Below are 17,323 nucleotides of genomic sequence, written 5' to 3' on the forward strand. Positions count from 1 at the left end.
GTTGTCAAAATTGATCCGGGTGAATTTTTCCTTGTAATCAAAGATACATTATTTGTACAAAGCAATGTATCAGGAAACCCGCAGCTGTCTCCGCTGATCAGGTAATACTGTCAATTGCAATCGAATGGTGTCTGCAGGTAATAAGTCCTGGATGATATCCGGCCATTCTACAAAACATATTGCGCCCTCCTGGTAGAGGGTATCCTCTACACCTGCGCCTATGGCCTCTTCTTCATCACGTAACCGATACAGATCCAGGTGATAGATATTACGTGTTACACCACCATTTGTACGGTAGTTGTACTGGTTAATAATGGAGAAGGTCGGACTGGCAGTCGTATCCTCCACGCCTTTTGCCGCACACAGTGCCTTTACAAAAGTAGTTTTGCCGGCACCCATAGCTCCCTCAAGGGTAAAAATCTGTTGCGCCCCATATTGTGCCCAGAAACTTTGGGCTATCTTAGGCAGCTCCTCAATAGTAAAGGTCCATTCCATCTCGTAAATGTAATTAAATAACCGTAATCTATTGGTTGATACCGTGTTGCATTAATAAAAGACTTTACAGAAACAATTGATTTTCTGTTACTTTCATATTGGCTTGCCACTCCGTTGCATTAATATTTTATTCACATGAATCGGGGGTGGATACCTTTGTAACGTTAATCAGTCACTAATGGAAACGATCAGTTGTAAAGTTAAAGGAATGAACTGTACCAGTTGTGCCTTGACGGTATCTAAATACCTTCAGCACAAAGGTATGCAGGATGTGAATGTGAGTTTTGCCACAGAGGAATTGAGTTTTACCCTGCCGGAAGGAATTGATACAAATCCAAAAGATATTCTCTCCGGTATCGATCAGCTGGGTTACCAGGTGGTATTACCTAACCAACCTCAACCCAAGGCGGCTTTTCTGCGTACACTGACATTTAAGTTTGTTTTCTGCGCCATCTTTACAGCTCCTTTGTTATTACATATGTGGGTACACTGGGCATGGCTCCATGATCCTGTTGTGCAGCTTTGCCTCGCTACACCCGTTTTCCTGACGGGGATGTGGCATTTTGGCCGGAGTGCGATCCGCTCTCTTGTAAACGGGATGGCGAATATGGATGTGCTGATTGCTTTGGGCGCCATCGCTGCTTATGGTTATAGCCTTACTGGTACAATCCTGCACCTGGGCCCTGACTATATGTTTTACGAAACGGCTGCCGCTATCATCACCCTGGTATTCCTGGGCAACCTGCTGGAAGAGCGTTCTGTAAAGCAAACCACTACTGCAATTACTGCCCTTGCAAAGATGCAGGTTACAACAGCCAGTCGTATTGAAGAACACGGTGATCATGAACATATTCATGTAGTAGACAACCAGGCCCTGCGCACTGGTGATAAAGTATTGGTGAATACGGGCGATATGATCCCCATGGATGGCACTATCTATTGGGGGAGTGGCCTCATCAATGAATCTATGATCACTGGTGAAAGCACCCCTGTACGTAAAGGCGAAAAAGATAAAGGTATTGGCGGCACTATCCTGGAAGAAGGTAGTATCAAAATGTTCATCACCGCTACCGGAAAAGATACCGTTCTCTCATACATCATCGACCTCGTAAAACAGGCCCAGGGCAATAAACCGCCCATGCAGAAGCTGGCTGATAAGATCAGTGCCATCTTCGTACCATTGGTATTAGGCATTGCGGTACTGACCTTTTTAGGTTGGGCGATATTTGGTCATATCACCATCGGCGCCGCAATTATGCGGAGTATCGCTGTACTGGTCATCGCCTGTCCATGTGCTATGGGACTAGCTACGCCGGCAGCTGTTATGGTGGGATTGGGCAGAGCGGCAAAAAATGGTATTCTCATCAAAGGTGCCCAAACCCTGGAAGCCTTTAAGGATATAAAATACGTGGTGCTGGATAAAACCGGTACCCTCACTACCGGCAAACTGCAACTGGGCAATTATCACTACGAAGGGATGACCGAAAAGGAGTTTGCCCAGACAGTGTATAGCCTGGAGAAATTCTCTTCTCACCCCATTGCCCGTTCACTTGTGAGTATCTGGAAGAAGGAAGGAGAAGTGAAGCTGACACAGATCCGTGAAATAAAAGGTCGTGGTATGCAGGCAAAAGACTCCGCAGGCAATGAATGGCAGCTGGGTTCCTTTGAAATGGCGAAACATACGACTGCTGATGATAGCCATAACCTCTACCTGCTGAAGAATGGTCAGCTGACAGGCTGGATAGACCTGATCGATGAAGTAAGACCTGATGCAGCAGAAATGGTGGCCATGTTGCAAAGCAGAGGTATTACACCCGTGCTGCTGAGTGGAGATACTGAACGTAAATGTCGTGAACTGGCTGCGTTGACAGGCATCCAGGAAGTATATTCCAGCCAGACACCAGAACAGAAATTACAGCAAATAGATCGTCTTATGCAAACCGCACCGGTAGCCATGGTGGGTGATGGTATCAACGATGCACCGGCACTGGCCAGGGCAACGATTGGTATCTCCCTCAGTGATGCCACGCATATCGCTATGCAGAGTGCCAATGTGATCTTATTAAATAGCAAATTGTCTTCCCTGCCACTTGCATTGGGCCTGGGTAAACACACTTTCCTCACTATACAACAGAACCTTTTCTGGGCATTCCTGTACAATGTGATTGCCATTCCATTTGCCGCCTTTGGGGTATTGAGCCCTATATCCGGTGCAGGTGTGATGGCGCTTTCAGATATCGTACTGGCCGCGAATTCTGTGCGCCTGCGGTACAAGAGAGTAATATAGTTACATTTACAGTGTGACTACTCCAACAGAAATACTGAAAAAATACTGGGGCTATGACCAATTCCGTCCTTTGCAGGAAGACATTATTCAGTCTGTTTGCAATGGGCAGGATACACTTGCGCTGATGCCTACCGGAGGAGGAAAATCCATCTGCTTCCAGGTACCGGCACTCATGAAAGAAGGGCTTTGCCTGGTAGTCACACCCCTGATTGCATTGATGAAGGATCAGGTGGCAAATTTGCGTAGCCGGCATATTCCTGCTGCAGCTATCTATGCGGGTATGTATTATCAGGATGTGGAGAAGTTGCTGGAAGAGGCACGTCGCGGTTCATATAAGTTTCTCTATGTATCGCCTGAGCGATTACAGAGTCGTCGGTTTTTAGAATACTGCGATGGATTGCCGGTTACGTTGCTGGCAATAGATGAAGCACACTGTATTTCTCAATGGGGGTATGATTTCAGACCTGCCTATCTGGAGATCGCAGAGATCAGAACACAGTTTCCGGGAGTACCGGTATTAGCACTCACCGCATCGGCTACCCCAAAGGTCCAGCAGGACATCTGCGAAAAGCTGCGCATGCAAAAGCCGGCTATTTTTAGCAAGAGTTTTGTACGTAGCAATCTTTCCTACAGCGTCATTGAAGAAGGCGATAAGCAACCTAAGTTATTACACATCTTACAACGTGTACCCGGTAGTGCCATCATTTATTGCCGTAACCGGAAAGGCACCCGTGAGCTGGCGGATATGCTGGAACAGAACGGGATTTCTGCCAGTTATTATCATGCCGGACTAACAGGAGAGGAACGCACTGCCCGCCAGGAATTGTGGATAGAGGGCAGGATCAGGGTGATGGTGTGTACCAACGCATTTGGGATGGGGATCGATAAGCCGGATGTAAGAGTGGTGATACATGCAGATGCGCCTGAGAGCCTGGAGGGCTATTATCAGGAAGCTGGCAGAGGTGGGAGAGATGAGCAGAAGGCCTTTGCTGTATTGTTGTACCATTCTTCAGAGCTGGATAGAATGACGGAGATGATTGCTTTGCAGTTTCCCGGTCAGGATCAGGTGAGAGGTGTGTATCAGGCACTGGTGAATTATTTGCAGGTGCCGGTAGGTGGAGGAGAAGGCGTGTATTTTGATTTTGATATCAATGACTTCGTACAGAAATTCGAACTGAATATAACAGTGGCATATAGTGCTCTGCGCATATTGGAGCAGGAAGGTATTTTGCAGCTGAGTGAGAGTGTGTTTATGCCTTCAATGGTGGAATTTATTGTTAACAGGCAAACGTTGTTTGCATTTGATGCTGCACAACCGGCGTTGTCTGCTCTGGTGCAAACTTTATTACGCACTTATGAAGGGATTTTTGATAACCCCGTTCCGGTGTATGAAAGGCAGCTCCTGCGGATTCTGCGTATCAAAGAACCGGAGGTGATACTGGGCTTACAACAGCTGCATCAGCGCGGGATAATCCGGTATAAACAACGTAAGACAGTACCACAGTTATCCTTTGTAGAGCAGCGGGTATCTACGCAACATTTAAGGATAGATACAGAACGGGTAAAGGCGAGAATGAAGGCTTACAAGGATAGGCTGGATGCGATGTTGGAGTATGTCCGGAATAAAAAGCAGTGTCGGACACAGTTATTAGTACAGTATTTTGGAGAACACGATGCACAGCCTTGTGGTATCTGTGATGTATGTATAGCGCGGAAGAAAAAACCGGCTGATTTTAAGGCGATATCGGGGTTGTTATTGGCAGAGCTGAGTGGGGTTCCTCTTGAATGGGAAGTGATTCAGAATAAGCTAAAAGAGGTGGATGAAGCAGAATTGATGGAGGTAACGCAATTTATGATCAGTGAGGAAATTATTATAAGAGATGAAGAAGGACGCTTACGCGTTAAAGAATAAGGCTGCATTCATAGCCAGCCGCAGGCCCCAGTAAAAAAATCGCTTTTACCGAAGGTAAAAGCGATTTTTTGTTATTTAAGCGATATAACTTTCTTCGCATCACTACTCTCAAAAGCCGCCTCAATAATCCTGATCACATTCACCGCATCTTCCGCAGGTACAGGATTCGGCCCTTTACCGATCAGTGCATTATAAATACCCTCATAGTATTCGAGGTAGTCTCCCTTTGGAGATGGCAGGTATTCCCTCACCACCTTTCCATCTCTTTCTGTATGCAGCAACCCCCACTCATGAATCCCTTCCACACCCCATCCAGGCGCTCCCGGCATCAATCCCTGCTGCAACATCGTCTCCTGCGTATCTGCTTTCGTTTTTATAAAAGAACCTTTCCGCCCATGAAACTGATAAGAAGGAATCGGCTCTCTGGTGAGATAAGAGCATTTTAACCTCACTCTTAGATGCTCATAAAAATACACCAGCTCAAAGTAATCATCCACCAGTGACTCCTTCCTGATCGTCCTGATATCCGCCCATATTGCATCCGGCATTCCAAACAGTATCAGTGCCTGATCTACCAGGTGTGAACCCAGGTCATACAATCCGCCTGTACCTGGCAGTTTCTCTTCCTTATGTTTCTTATAACTCAGTTCCTCACGATAGCGGTCATAATGAATCTCTGCTTCCAGCAAATCACCCAGATCGCCACTGTTCAGCACCTGTTTTACAATCTTAAAATCACTATCAAAGCGTCTGTTATGATACACGCTCAACAGCAACCCTTTTGAAGCCGCCAGTTCTGCCAGCTCTTTCCCTTCTGCAGCATGCACTGTAAAAGGTTTTTCAACTATTACATTCTTCCCCGCTTCCAGCGCAGCTTTGGTGTATTCATAATGTGTATAGTTAGGTGTATTGATTACGATCAGATCCAGTTCAGGATCCTGAATCATATCCGCTACACTGGTATATACTTTCACATCAGGATAACGCTGTCTTGCGAGGTTCTTACTTCTCTCCACAACAGCATAGAAGGTAAACCCCGGATGTGTGTGAATGAAAGGTGCGTGAAAGATATGTCCTGACATACCATAGGAACAAATCCCTGCTTTGATAATTTTCTCCATATCCTAGATTTTAATTAAAACCAGCTACTACTTTTTTTGCTGCTCTTACCGCCTAATCCCAATGCGCCCAGCAGGCTCCTTGTGATCATCGTAGTTGCTGTTCGGCCCACTTGTTTGGCGATAGGACTGCTTAGTACAGTGTCTAATATACTCTTCTCTTCGGGTTGTTTTTTGCCTCCGGCAGTTTTCGCTGCAGGGGCACTTTTTTCCGCTGCTTCCTGCAGCTTTGCTGTCAGGATCTCATAAGCACTTTCATTATCGATTTCCTGATTATACTTCTTCGCAATTTTGCTGCTGTTTACCAGTGCATCCATCTCTGCCGCAGAGAGTATGTCCATGCGGGAGCGTGGTGTAACCAGCATGGTCGCAGCCAGTGGCGTAGGTATACCTTTTTCATTCAGACAGGTGAACAATGCTTCACCAATACCAATCTGTGTGAGTAGTTCATCAGTTTTATAGAAATCAGACAGTGGGTAGTTCTCTGCCGTCTGCTTAATGGTCTTACGGTCATTGGCAGTAAATGCACGCAGTGCATGCTGTACTTTCATACCCAGCTGTCCCAGTATTGAAGGTGGTACATCCATTGGATTTTGTGTACAGAAAAAGATGCCCACGCCTTTGGAACGGATCAGTTTAATGATCGTTTCGATCTGCTGCAACAGTGCAGAACTGGCTTCCTGGAATACCAGGTGCGCTTCGTCTATAAATAGCACCAGTTTGGGTTTATCCATATCACCTTCTTCAGGTAATGTAGCATACAGCTCTGCCAGCAGGCTAAGCATGAATGTGGAAAACAGCTTTGGTTTATCCTGGATATCTGCTACTCTTACGATGGAAATCACTCCTCTGCCATCATCGCTGATGCGCAGCAGGTCATCTACTTCAAAAGAGGCTTCGCCGAAGAACTTATCGGCACCCTGTTGTTCCAGCGCAATTACTTTTCTGAGCACAGTACCTGCTGAAGTGGTAGAGATCTTACCATAATCTTTTTCCAGTTCAGCCTTGCCTTCATCGCTCACATACTGCAATACTTTCTTGAAATCTTTCAGGTCCAGCAGGGGCAGTTGACTATCATCACAATATTTAAATATCATGGCCACCAGGCCTTCCTGTGTATCGTTCAGTTCTAATATTCTGGACAGTAATATCGGTCCAAATTCACTCACCGTTGCTCTCAGGCGTGCGCCTTTTTCATTACTGAGTGACAGCAGTTCTACCGGGTAGCCGGAAGGAGACCAGCTGCCGCCGATTTTCTCATATCGCTCTTTGATCCTGTCACTGTTGGTGCCGGCAGCGGCTACGCCACTCAGGTCACCTTTAATATCCATGAGCAGTACGGGTACGCTGGCATCGCTCAGCCCTTCTGCAATCACCTGCAGGGTTTTGGTTTTACCTGTACCTGTGGCGCCGGCTATCAATCCATGCCTGTTCATCGTTTTCAGTGGCAGGTACACATCTGCTCCACTTACAACATCGCCATTCAGCATGGCGCAGCCCAGTTTAAATCTTTCGCCTTTGAAGGTATATCCAGTTTGAATATGCGAAAGAAATGCTTCTTTATCGGCCATGGGGTATTAAAATTTCTCTGAAGATAAAAAAAGGGCTGTAATCACTTACAGCCCTTTTTGAAATTTTTATGAAAAAAAGCATTAGAGATCTTCTTCTCTTTCCAGCATCAGTATCGCACTCTGCGGTACGATAAAGTACTTTTCTCCCTGGTACGACACTTCTGTGGAGCCATTGAGCAGGAAGATAGCCAGATCGCCTTCCTTTGCCTGTAAAGGAATATACTTCACTTTCTCATCTTCTCCCTTCCAGGCATCATCATCCTCAGAAGGTAATGGAATGGCATATCCGGGACCTGTTTTGATCACATATCCAGATTGTACCTTTTCCTTTTCCTGCATACCGGGAGGCAAAAATAGCCCGCTTTCTGTACGTTCATTGGGGGTAAGTGGTTGTACCAGAACCCTGTCGCCTACAACAATCAGCTTTTTCAATTTATTATCTATTGTCAGGTGTGTTGCCATGATCTATATAGTACAAAATGTATGCAGCAGGCACGTGTTGTGCCAAGATGACATACACTATAGTGCAGACAATGGGAAAGTTTCGCCTGCGCGGATGCCTTTCTCTGTTTGCTGCAGCACGAGGCATTCTACCTTCGGATCATGCTCTAAATACAGTACATATTGCTGCTCCAGGGCTTCAGTCAGGTAGGTTTTCTTCTCCTGAAGGGTTGTCAGCGGGAACATATCGTATGCCATTACGTATGGCAGCGGAATATGTCCGATGCCGGGCAACAGGTCCGCCATATACAGGATGGTTTTATCCTTGTATTTGATCTGTGGCAGCATCTGTGCATCTGTATGTCCGTTTACAAACCGGATATTGATATTATCAGTAAAGCTCACGCCTTCCTTTACTTCCACAAATTTCAGCTGACCACTTTCCTGCATGGGCAGGATGTTTTCTTTCAGGAAAGATGCTTTCTCTCTGTCGTTTGGTTTTATTGCCCAGTTCCAGTGATCTTCATTGCTCCAGAAGGTAGCATTTTTGAAAGCAGGTACGAGTTTATCGCCCTGTCTTACAATGGAGCCACCACAATGGTCAAAGTGCAGGTGGGTCATGAACACATCGGTGATATCATCTTTGTGAAAACCCAGTTTAGCCAGGGAGCTATCCAGGGTTGCATCGCCATGCAGGTGGTAATGGCCGAACCATTTCGCATCCTGTTTGTCACCAATACCTGTGTCTACCAGGATCAGGCGTTTGCCATCTTCGATGAGCAGGCAGCGCATGGCCCAGGAGCATAAATTGTTCTCGTCTGATGGGCTTAGTTTGTTCCAAATAGTCTTTGGTACTACGCCGTACATAGCACCTCCATCCAGTTTAAAAAAGCCTGTGTCTACGGTATATAGTTGCATACAATTGAAATTTTATTGTAGTGCCTTTTGCTTTCTCCGGGCGGAGAACAGCCATGCGAGGCCCATTAAAAAGAAGGCAGCCAGTGCAATTACAGAATTGCGCATACTCCCTGTCAGCTCATGGATATACCCGAAGGTGGTCATACCGATCACGATAGAAAGCTTTTCAGTCACATCATAGTAACTGAAGAAACTCGCGGTATCCTCCGTTTCCGGCATTAGCTTGGCGTAAGTGGAGCGGCTCAGGGACTGAACACCTCCCATGACCAGACCTACAGCTGTGGCCAGTATATAAAAGTCGGTGGCTGTCTGCATCCGGTAACCTGCAAAGCAGATGCCTATCCATACGAATATGACACCAATCAATACAGGCAGGTTGCCATACTTACCCGAGAGCCATGCCATGCCCGAAGCTCCGGCAATCGCTACTAACTGGATCACTACCACTACACTGATGAGGGTGGTAGAAGGCAGGTGTAATTCCTGTGCACCAAAGAGGGTTGCTGCCATCATGACTGTCTGCACACCCATGCTGTAGAAGAAAAAGCCTCTCAGAAAGCGTTTCAGTACCGGCATGGTCTTCACCTGGGCATACACTTTGCGTAGCTCAGAGAAGCTTTCTGTGAACACACCTGCTTTATGTTCAGTAATTGTTCCTTTGGATGCGGGCAGTCGTACAAAGGTGATCTGGGCAAAGCCGATCCACCAGACACCTACCAGCAGGAAGGTAATAAGCACTGCCTGACCTTCTGTGATACCAAATGGCAGCAGTGCCACCAGTGCAAAACCAACCAGCTGTAACAGTACGCTACCGATGTACCCCATGGCAAAGCCTTTGGCACTTACCCGGTCACGGTCTTCCTCTGCTGCTATCTCTGGTAAGTAAGAGTTGTAAAACACCAGGCCTCCGCAGTAGCCGAGGGTAGCGAGGACAAAGAAGATGATCCCATATTCGACATTGCCGCCATTGAACAGGTACAACGCACTACAGCTGATACCACCCAGCCAGGTGAACATCATCAGGTAACGTTTTTTGTTACCTCTTGTATCTGCAATAGAAGAAAGGATCGGAGAGGCAATCGCAGCAATCAGAAACGCTGCTGCCATCGCGTAGTCATACAGGGCAGAATTAATAAAATATTTTCCGAAGAAAGGAATGCGGTCGCTATGGAAGGCCGCTTTTGTAGCGCTTGTAAAGTAAATAGGGAAAAAGGTAGTAGTAATTACCAGATTGTAAACAGAGTTAGCCCAGTCATACATGGCCCACCCGTTAATTACTTTCTTACTGGCAGTCTTTTGCATATGCATCTCGTATTATGGGGTTCAATATACGATTAAAGCACAAATCCCCACGTCATTTGTAGTCCAAGATACTCATACGCTGTTCACACATAAAATACTCCTGCTCATCGTTGGAGCTGACAATGATCATACGATTGCTTGCATATGTTGTAATCAGCTCCTGGTACAGCTTTACACCTGCTGCATCCAGGTTGGTACATGGTTCGTCCAGCAGTAATACAGGCACATCGGAAAAGATGGCCAGCGCCAGTTTCAGCCTTTGCTTCATACCAGAAGAAAAGTGCTTCACCTGCTTACGCATAGATGATTGCAGACCGACTGTTTCCGCAGCTTTTTGCGGGGTAATACCAGGTATGAACTGCTTAAATTGCAGATGAAAACTGATGCTCTCTGCGAGGGTAAATTCTTCGATCAGTTCGAGATAGGGGGCTGCGATAGCACAGGATTCAAAAAACCGATCGGCGGGTATGGGGGTGTTCGCATCGTGGTAGGTGACAGTGCCTTCGTTGTGCAACAAATGTCCGCTGATCACCTGCAATAATGTAGACTTACCTGAACCGTTTGGTCCAAGTATGGCATAACGTTGTCCGGCTTCAAAGGTAGCGTTGACCCGACGGAAGATCCAATCGTAGTTAAAGCGTTTACCCGTCTGGTCCAGCGTTATTTTCATTCGTCCTCATTATTTATAGAAAAGGCAATACCACATGTTTTACACATGGTATTGCCTGTAAAGATTTTATTTTCATTCGTCACTGGAGAGAGACGTATATCCTTTCATGATACCACGTCCGGACTCACGGATAAATGCAAGGATTTCATCCCTTTCATCTGTAGCAGGATATTCAGCTTCGATGATGCTCACTGCTTTTGACAGCTTGTAGCCTTTCACGAAGATCACGCGGTAAATATCCAGGATATGATTGATCTTTTCCAGAGAGAAGCCTCTTCTTTTTAAACCGATAGAGTTCACGCCTACATAAGACAATGGCTCACGTGCAGCTTTTACGTAAGGGGGTACATCTTTTCTTACCAGTGAACCACCGGTTACGAAAGCATGTGCACCAATTTTACAGAACTGTTGTACAGCCACCATACCAGCCAGCACTACGTGGTCGCCCACGGTGATGTGACCAGCCAGGGTCGTGTCGTTAGAAAATACGCAGTAGTTACCTACTTCACAGTCGTGGGCGATATGGCTGTAGGCCATGATCAGACAGTTGGACCCGATTACGGTTTTCCATTTGTCTTTAGTACCCCTGTTAATGGTTACATACTCGCGGATAGTGGTGTTATCTCCAATAATGGTGGTGGTGTCTTCTCCGTCAAATTTGAGGTCCTGTGGTATAGCGGATATGACTGAACCAGGGAAGATACGGCAGTTCTTTCCAATCCTTGCCCCTTCCATGATAGTGACATTCGACCCGATCCAGGTACCGTCACCAATCTCCACATTCTTGTGGATGACAGTGAATGGATCGATTTTAACGTTTGGTGCCACCTTCGCGTCAGGGTGGATGTAAGTAAGCGGATGGATCATTGCTATTTTTTAGCCTCTTGTTTTAATGATTTGAGCAGTCAGGTCGCCCTCTGTAACGATCTTGTTACCTACAAATACAGTTCCCCGCATTTCCACGATACCTCTTCTGATAGGGCTCAGCAGCTCCATCTTCAGGATCATCGTGTCACCTGGGAATACCTTTTGCTTGAACTTACAGTTGTCGATCTTGATAAAGTATGTATCGTAATTTTCAGGATCAGGAACTGTGTTCAGTGCGAGGATACCTCCACATTGTGCCAATGCCTCTACCTGTAATACACCCGGCATAACCGGATTGTTCGGGAAGTGACCCTGGAAGAAGGGTTCGTTGAAGGTTACATTCTTGATACCGACTACCTGCGTATCTGTGAGATCAATGATCTTGTCTACCAGCAGCATTGGGAAACGATGTGGCAGGGTCCGCTCTATACGTGGAAGGTCAAATATAGCCGGTTTATTAGGATCATATACAGGCACATCTTTAATATGCTTGTTCTTCTTGATGTATTGTTTTAAGCGACGGGCAAACTCCACGTTGGAAGCATGTCCTGGACGGTTGGCGATGATATGGGCCTTGAGCGGATAACCTACCAGTGCCAGGTCGCCCATGATGTCCAGCAGTTTGTGACGTGCAGGTTCGTTAGGGAAACGCAGCTTAATATTGTTCAGGATACCTTCGCGTTGTTCCACACTGATATTCTTGCGTTGGAAAACGGTTGCCAGGCGCGCCAGTTCTTCTTCGCTTACAGGTTTATCAACGATCACGATTGCGTTGTTGATATCACCACCTTTGATCAGGTTATTGTTGATCAGGTACTCCAGCTCATGCAGGAATACGAAGGTACGGCACGGTGCGATTTCTGATCTGAAGTCAGCCAGGCTGTTCAGGTTCGCGTGCTGGGTACCCAGTACCGGCGAGTTGAAGTCGATCATACAGGTGACGCGGTAGTCTACAGCAGGCAGCGCTACCATTTCCACATTCTTCTTATCGTCGTAGTAGGTAATATTGGTATCGATGGTATAGTATACCTTCTTAGCATCCTGTTCAGCTACACCTGTCTGTTCGATCAGTTCGATGAAAGGCATAGCGCTACCGTCAATGATAGGCACTTCAGGACCATCAATATCTATTTCTACGTTGTCAACACCTGTACCTACCAGTGCAGCCATGATATGTTCGATGGTATTTACTCTTGCACCATTGTGTTCCAGTGTGGTACTTCTGGCTGTATCTACTACATAATCCACATCCGCTTTTACTACAGGTTGGTTGGGCAGATCAATACGTCTGAACTTAATACCCGATCCAGGAATACCAGGTTTGAGGGTCATATTTACGCTGGCACCTGTGTGCAAACCTACACCCGATATAGTGACAGGGGTTTTTATCGTGTGTTGATTGGGCGACTGTTGATTCTCCATCATATTTTATTAACTAATTTTTCTGTTGTCTCGTAAAGGTATGCGATCCCGCAAATGATTGTGGCGTAGTAAACTACAGGTATATTAAACACCTTCTCTTACAGAAAGTAACTGTTTTACCATATCCTCCAGCTCTTTTACACGTTTTTCAAGGTCCGGCAAATTTCTAAAAATTGCCTGACTTTTCAGTGAACTTTTGTAGTCAAAAGCAGGAGAGCCCATCAGCGCCGTATTTGACTCGGTGATGGATTTGGAAAGACCGCTCTGCGCATTGATCTTAGTGCCGTCTGCCAGCTGAATATGGCCTACCAGACCTACCTGGCCGCCGATCACGCAGTTCTTTCCGATTTTGGTACTGCCGGAGATGCCGGTCTGTGCCGCGATTACGGTATTCGTATCTATATCTACGTTGTGCGCGATCTGGATCAGGTTATCCAGTTTTACACCCTGGCGGATGATGGTGGAGCCCATTGTCGCTCTGTCGATAGTCGTATTTGCACCGATTTCCACATCGTCGTGGATCACTACGTTGCCGATCTGAGGAACTTTCTTGTATTTACCATCAGGCTGGGGGGCAAAGCCGAAGCCGTCGCCACCGATTACGCAGTTCGCATGCAGGATCACCCGTTTGCCTACCACGCAGTTCTCGTAAACTTTCACACCTGGGAATACCACTGTGTCGTCGCTCACAACTACATTATCACCCAGATATACACCCGGATAGATCTTCACATTATTGCCCAGTACGACATTTTCACCCAGGTAGGCAAATGCGCCAATGAATACATTGGTGCCTGTTTTTACAGAAGCAGGTACAAAAGATGGTTGTTGAATACCAGTTTTGTTGCCTACCAGCTGTTTGTATTGCTCCAGTAGTTGGGCGAATGCGCTGTAAGCATCTTTTACCCTGATCAGGGTAGACTTTACAGGACGCTCTGTCACCAGACTTTCGTTCACAATGAGTATGGAAGCATTGGTCGTGTAGATGAATTCTTCGTATTTGGGATTGGCAATGAAACTGAGCATCCCTTCACCAGCCTCTTCGATTTTGGCGATGTTATTCACTTTTACGTCCGGGTTGCCTTCCAGCTTACCATCCAACATGGTAGCCAATTGTAATGCGCTAAACTGCATAGTTAATAATTAATATAGTTATCCAGGCGGTACCAGTTTTATGATTTAATTGACAGCCATCTAGTTATACATTATCTACAATCTATCATTCATAATCCTGTGTTGCTTAGATTTTTGGATGACAAATGTAGAATTTTTTTACGGGTATAGCCAGTGTATGACTAACCAGTGCATTATCGATTGACGAAATATCCTTGACGGTCCCGTCTTTAAAAAGGATGTTAATCCTTTCATTATTAATGTTGTACGCGCTCAGACTAGCTGTTCCTGTGAAGACAAAGTAATCAAGATCATGGCCAGAAATGCCATATCTTTCTTGTACCTGTGTTTTCAATAAAGTTATGGCCGAGGTATCAAAAGCCTCATTACTGAGCAGGCATTTAAACAAATTCCTGTTTGTCAACCATTTACATAACAAGGAAAGGACTGGATCCGTATGGGTGGTCCATACCTTTATCGCGCTTAAAATATCGTAATCATCCAGCAGACAAAACTGTTGCAGACAAGCTGGTTCCTGTTCGAAGTTGGCAGCTGTAATAGTATGGTACAGGAAATATTCCAATGCCGGCGAGGCAAACAGGGATACTCCCCTCAGTGCCAGTTCTTTAGCCCGTTTCAGTATTTTGACCAGCATATTTTCTGCACTTAATACTGTCTTGTGCAGGTATACCTGCCAGTACATCAATCGCCGGGCCACAATAAACTTTTCTATTGAATAAATTCCCTTCTCCTCCACCATCAGCTCATTCCGTTGCACAGTGAGCATTTTTATAATACGGTCATAACCAATTACTCCTTCAGAAACTCCCGTATAAAAGCTGTCACGATTCAGGTAATCCATCCTGTCTACATCCAGCTGGCTCGACACCAGCTGATGAAGAAACGTTTTATGATAACGCCCGTTGAAGATTTCTATTGTCAGGCTCAGGGCTCCTTTCAGCTCCTTATTCAACTCCTCCATCAGCCACTGGCTGATCTTTTCGTGGGATACCCCTTCGATAATTCCATTTTCCAGGGCATGAGAATAAGGTCCATGACCTATATCATGCAGCAAAATAGCCATCTTAGCGGCTATCTCCTCTTCGTCCGTAATTTCTACCCCTTTCCCTTTCAACTCTGCCAGTGCGCAGCTCATCAGGTGATAAGCGCCCATGCTGTGATGAAAACGGGTATGCATCGCTCCCGGATAAACCAGATGTGCCAGGGCCATCTGATGAATACGGCGCAGGCGTTGATAGTAAGGATGGGAAATTAAGGCAAATATCAGCGGATGATCTATCGTGATGAAGCCATACACCGGATCATTTACAATTTTTCTCTTGCGTTCTGCCATTTTACCGTTACCCTTTAGCTTGGGCAAAGCTACGTTAAGGAATTATTATCTTTAACTTTTTCTAATGTATAAGACGCCACCCGTACCTCCTTCCCCTATATCTGCCTCGATTTTCCTATTTTTATTGCAAAAATTGATAATATTTGGACAACTTACAGCAAATCAACTGTTATTTAACAATTTATTGTGCCAACATCGCATATAGGGAATATTTTTTGCCAGTAGAGAATGGTACCTTGGCCAAATAGTTGCTGCATGAAACTAATTTTATCTTACTCCTAACCAATACTTGCATGAGTCAAATAAATATACTCTGGGTAGATGACGAAATAGAATCACTGAAATCGCAAATTATGTTCCTTGAAAACAAGGGATACAAGGTGTCTGCCCTGACCAATGGCTATGACGCCCTGGAATTTCTGAAGGAACAGGTGGTAGATGTTGTGCTGCTGGATGAGTCTATGCCGGGTATAACTGGACTCGAAACCCTGGCCAAGATCAAGGAGATCGATCAGCAGATCCCTGTGGTCATGATCACCAAAAATGAGGCGGAAAATGTGATGGACGAAGCCATTGGCTCCCAGATCACCGACTACCTTATTAAACCCGTGAACCCGAACCAGGTACTCCTTTCTCTGAAGAAAATCATTGATAATAAAAGGCTTGTGGCCGAAAAGACGACCATCGGTTACCAACAGGACTTCCGTTCCCTCTTCATGGCCCTGAACTCAGGTCCGGACTTCAATGAGTGGATGGATATTTATAAGAAGCTGGTTTACTGGGAAATGGAAATGGCCAAAACCAACAATCCAGAGATGATGGAGGTATTAAACTCCCAAAAGGCGGAGGCCAATACGGAGTTTGCCAAATTCATCTCCCGCAACTATGCCAGCTGGGTGGCTCCGAAAGCGAAGGAAGCTCCTGTGATGTCGCACTCCGTATTTAAAGAAAAGGTGGTGCCACAGCTGGACAATGACGTGCCGAACTTCTTCATTATCATAGACAATCTGCGTCTGGACCAGTGGAAGGCGATCCTGCCTATCTTCCTGGAGTCCTTCAGGCTGGTCACCGAAGATACTTTTTACAGTATACTCCCTACTTCTACTCAATATAGCCGCAATGCGATCTTTGCTGGTCTGTTGCCAATAGATATAGAAAGCCGTTTTCCACAAGAATGGAAAAATGACGATGAAGATGGAGGGAAGAACCTGCATGAAGAAGAATTCTTCGCAGATCAGCTCAAACGCCTGAAATTAGATGCCCGTTTTTCCTACACCAAGGTGACCACTCACAATGATGGTCAGCACCTTGTGAACAGCATACATAACCTGCTGGCCTATCCGCTGAACGTAATTGTGTACAACTTTGTGGATATGCTGAGCCATGCACGTACAGAAATGGAGGTGCTGAAAGAACTGGCAGGGGATGAAACTTCTTACCGTTCTATCACCGCCAGCTGGTTTGAACACTCACCTTTGCACCAGGCGCTGCGCAAAGTGGCAGACAGAAAGATTAACCTGATCATTGCGACTGACCATGGTAATGTCAGGGTGAAGACACCGGTAAAAGTGATAGGAGATAAGCAAACCACTACCAACCTGCGTTATAAACATGGTCGTAACCTGAACTATGACGCCAAGGAAGTACTGGCCTTCAGGGATCCCCGCGAAGCAGGTCTGCCCAAACCCAATGTAAACTCCTCTTATATCTTTGCAAAAGAAGATGGCTACCTCTGCTATCCGAATAATTACAACTACTTTGTCAACTTCTACCGCAATACCTTCCAGCATGGAGGTATTTCGCTGGAAGAGGTGATCGTACCTGTCGCAAGGTTGGTGAGTAAATAATCTTAC

General features: G+C 45.9%; 14 protein-coding genes. 3 read left to right on the top strand and 11 right to left on the bottom strand.

Features of this window, described 5'->3' with window-relative positions; all coding sequences use genetic code 11:
* Positions 1 to 69 precede the first annotated feature (69 nt).
* On the bottom strand, positions 70 to 495 hold the full coding sequence (gene tsaE / locus BW716_RS17020) for a tRNA (adenosine(37)-N6)-threonylcarbamoyltransferase complex ATPase subunit type 1 TsaE (protein ID WP_083724110.1): 426 nt from the start codon (positions 493 to 495) through the stop codon (positions 70 to 72).
* A 178-nt stretch (positions 496 to 673) separates the two neighbouring features.
* Here tsaE and BW716_RS17025 point away from each other — a divergent pair, with 178 nt between their 5' ends.
* Together BW716_RS17025 and BW716_RS17030 are read left to right on the top strand one after the other, a co-directional pair.
* Positions 674 to 2,782: a cation-translocating P-type ATPase gene (locus BW716_RS17025; protein ID WP_083724112.1), complete on the top strand. Its 2,109-nt coding sequence runs from the start codon at positions 674 to 676 to the stop codon at positions 2,780 to 2,782.
* A gap of 13 nt (positions 2,783 to 2,795) precedes the next feature.
* Complete coding sequence (locus tag BW716_RS17030) at positions 2,796 to 4,694, top strand: ATP-dependent DNA helicase RecQ (protein WP_083724114.1); 1,899 nt, start codon at positions 2,796 to 2,798, stop codon at positions 4,692 to 4,694.
* 71 nt (positions 4,695 to 4,765) lie between these two features.
* Here BW716_RS17030 and BW716_RS17035 read toward each other — a convergent pair whose 3' ends face one another.
* From BW716_RS17035 to BW716_RS17080, 10 genes are all read right to left on the bottom strand, one after another.
* Positions 4,766 to 5,815: a Gfo/Idh/MocA family oxidoreductase gene (locus BW716_RS17035; protein WP_083724116.1), complete on the bottom strand. Its 1,050-nt coding sequence runs from the start codon at positions 5,813 to 5,815 to the stop codon at positions 4,766 to 4,768.
* A gap of 14 nt (positions 5,816 to 5,829) precedes the next feature.
* Positions 5,830 to 7,383, bottom strand: a complete 1,554-nt coding sequence (locus BW716_RS17040; RefSeq protein ID WP_083724118.1) for a helicase HerA-like domain-containing protein — start codon at positions 7,381 to 7,383, stop codon at positions 5,830 to 5,832.
* Between the two features lie 81 nt (positions 7,384 to 7,464).
* Positions 7,465 to 7,845: a co-chaperone GroES family protein gene (locus BW716_RS17045; RefSeq protein ID WP_083724120.1), complete on the bottom strand. Its 381-nt coding sequence runs from the start codon at positions 7,843 to 7,845 to the stop codon at positions 7,465 to 7,467.
* 57 nt (positions 7,846 to 7,902) lie between these two features.
* Entirely contained in the window at positions 7,903 to 8,742 is an 840-nt protein-coding gene (locus BW716_RS17050) for an MBL fold metallo-hydrolase (RefSeq protein ID WP_083724122.1), read from the bottom strand.
* A gap of 12 nt (positions 8,743 to 8,754) precedes the next feature.
* The gene (locus BW716_RS17055) at positions 8,755 to 10,044 is read right to left on the bottom strand and encodes an MFS transporter (protein ID WP_083724218.1); all 1,290 of its coding nucleotides are present in this window, start codon (positions 10,042 to 10,044) and stop codon (positions 8,755 to 8,757) included.
* A gap of 52 nt (positions 10,045 to 10,096) precedes the next feature.
* Complete coding sequence (locus BW716_RS17060) at positions 10,097 to 10,714, bottom strand: ATP-binding cassette domain-containing protein (protein ID WP_083724124.1); 618 nt, start codon at positions 10,712 to 10,714, stop codon at positions 10,097 to 10,099.
* Between the two features lie 72 nt (positions 10,715 to 10,786).
* The gene (gene lpxA, locus BW716_RS17065) at positions 10,787 to 11,581 is read right to left on the bottom strand and encodes an acyl-ACP--UDP-N-acetylglucosamine O-acyltransferase (protein ID WP_083724126.1); all 795 of its coding nucleotides are present in this window, start codon (positions 11,579 to 11,581) and stop codon (positions 10,787 to 10,789) included.
* 9 nt (positions 11,582 to 11,590) lie between these two features.
* On the bottom strand, positions 11,591 to 13,006 hold the full coding sequence (locus tag BW716_RS17070) for a bifunctional UDP-3-O-[3-hydroxymyristoyl] N-acetylglucosamine deacetylase/3-hydroxyacyl-ACP dehydratase (RefSeq protein WP_235643757.1): 1,416 nt from the start codon (positions 13,004 to 13,006) through the stop codon (positions 11,591 to 11,593).
* Between the two features lie 81 nt (positions 13,007 to 13,087).
* On the bottom strand, positions 13,088 to 14,137 hold the full coding sequence (gene lpxD / locus BW716_RS17075; protein ID WP_083724128.1) for a UDP-3-O-(3-hydroxymyristoyl)glucosamine N-acyltransferase: 1,050 nt from the start codon (positions 14,135 to 14,137) through the stop codon (positions 13,088 to 13,090).
* Positions 14,138 to 14,243: 106 nt separating this feature from the next.
* Entirely contained in the window at positions 14,244 to 15,497 is a 1,254-nt protein-coding gene (locus BW716_RS17080) for an HD domain-containing protein (protein WP_235643759.1), read from the bottom strand.
* 266 nt (positions 15,498 to 15,763) lie between these two features.
* Here BW716_RS17080 and BW716_RS17085 point away from each other — a divergent pair, with 266 nt between their 5' ends.
* Positions 15,764 to 17,317: a response regulator gene (locus BW716_RS17085; RefSeq protein WP_083724132.1), complete on the top strand. Its 1,554-nt coding sequence runs from the start codon at positions 15,764 to 15,766 to the stop codon at positions 17,315 to 17,317.
* The last annotated feature ends 6 nt before the right edge of the window (positions 17,318 to 17,323 follow it).

Origin of the sequence: [Flexibacter] sp. ATCC 35208, assembly GCF_001975825.1 — a bacterium.
Classification (GTDB): domain Bacteria; phylum Bacteroidota; class Bacteroidia; order Chitinophagales; family Chitinophagaceae; genus Chitinophaga.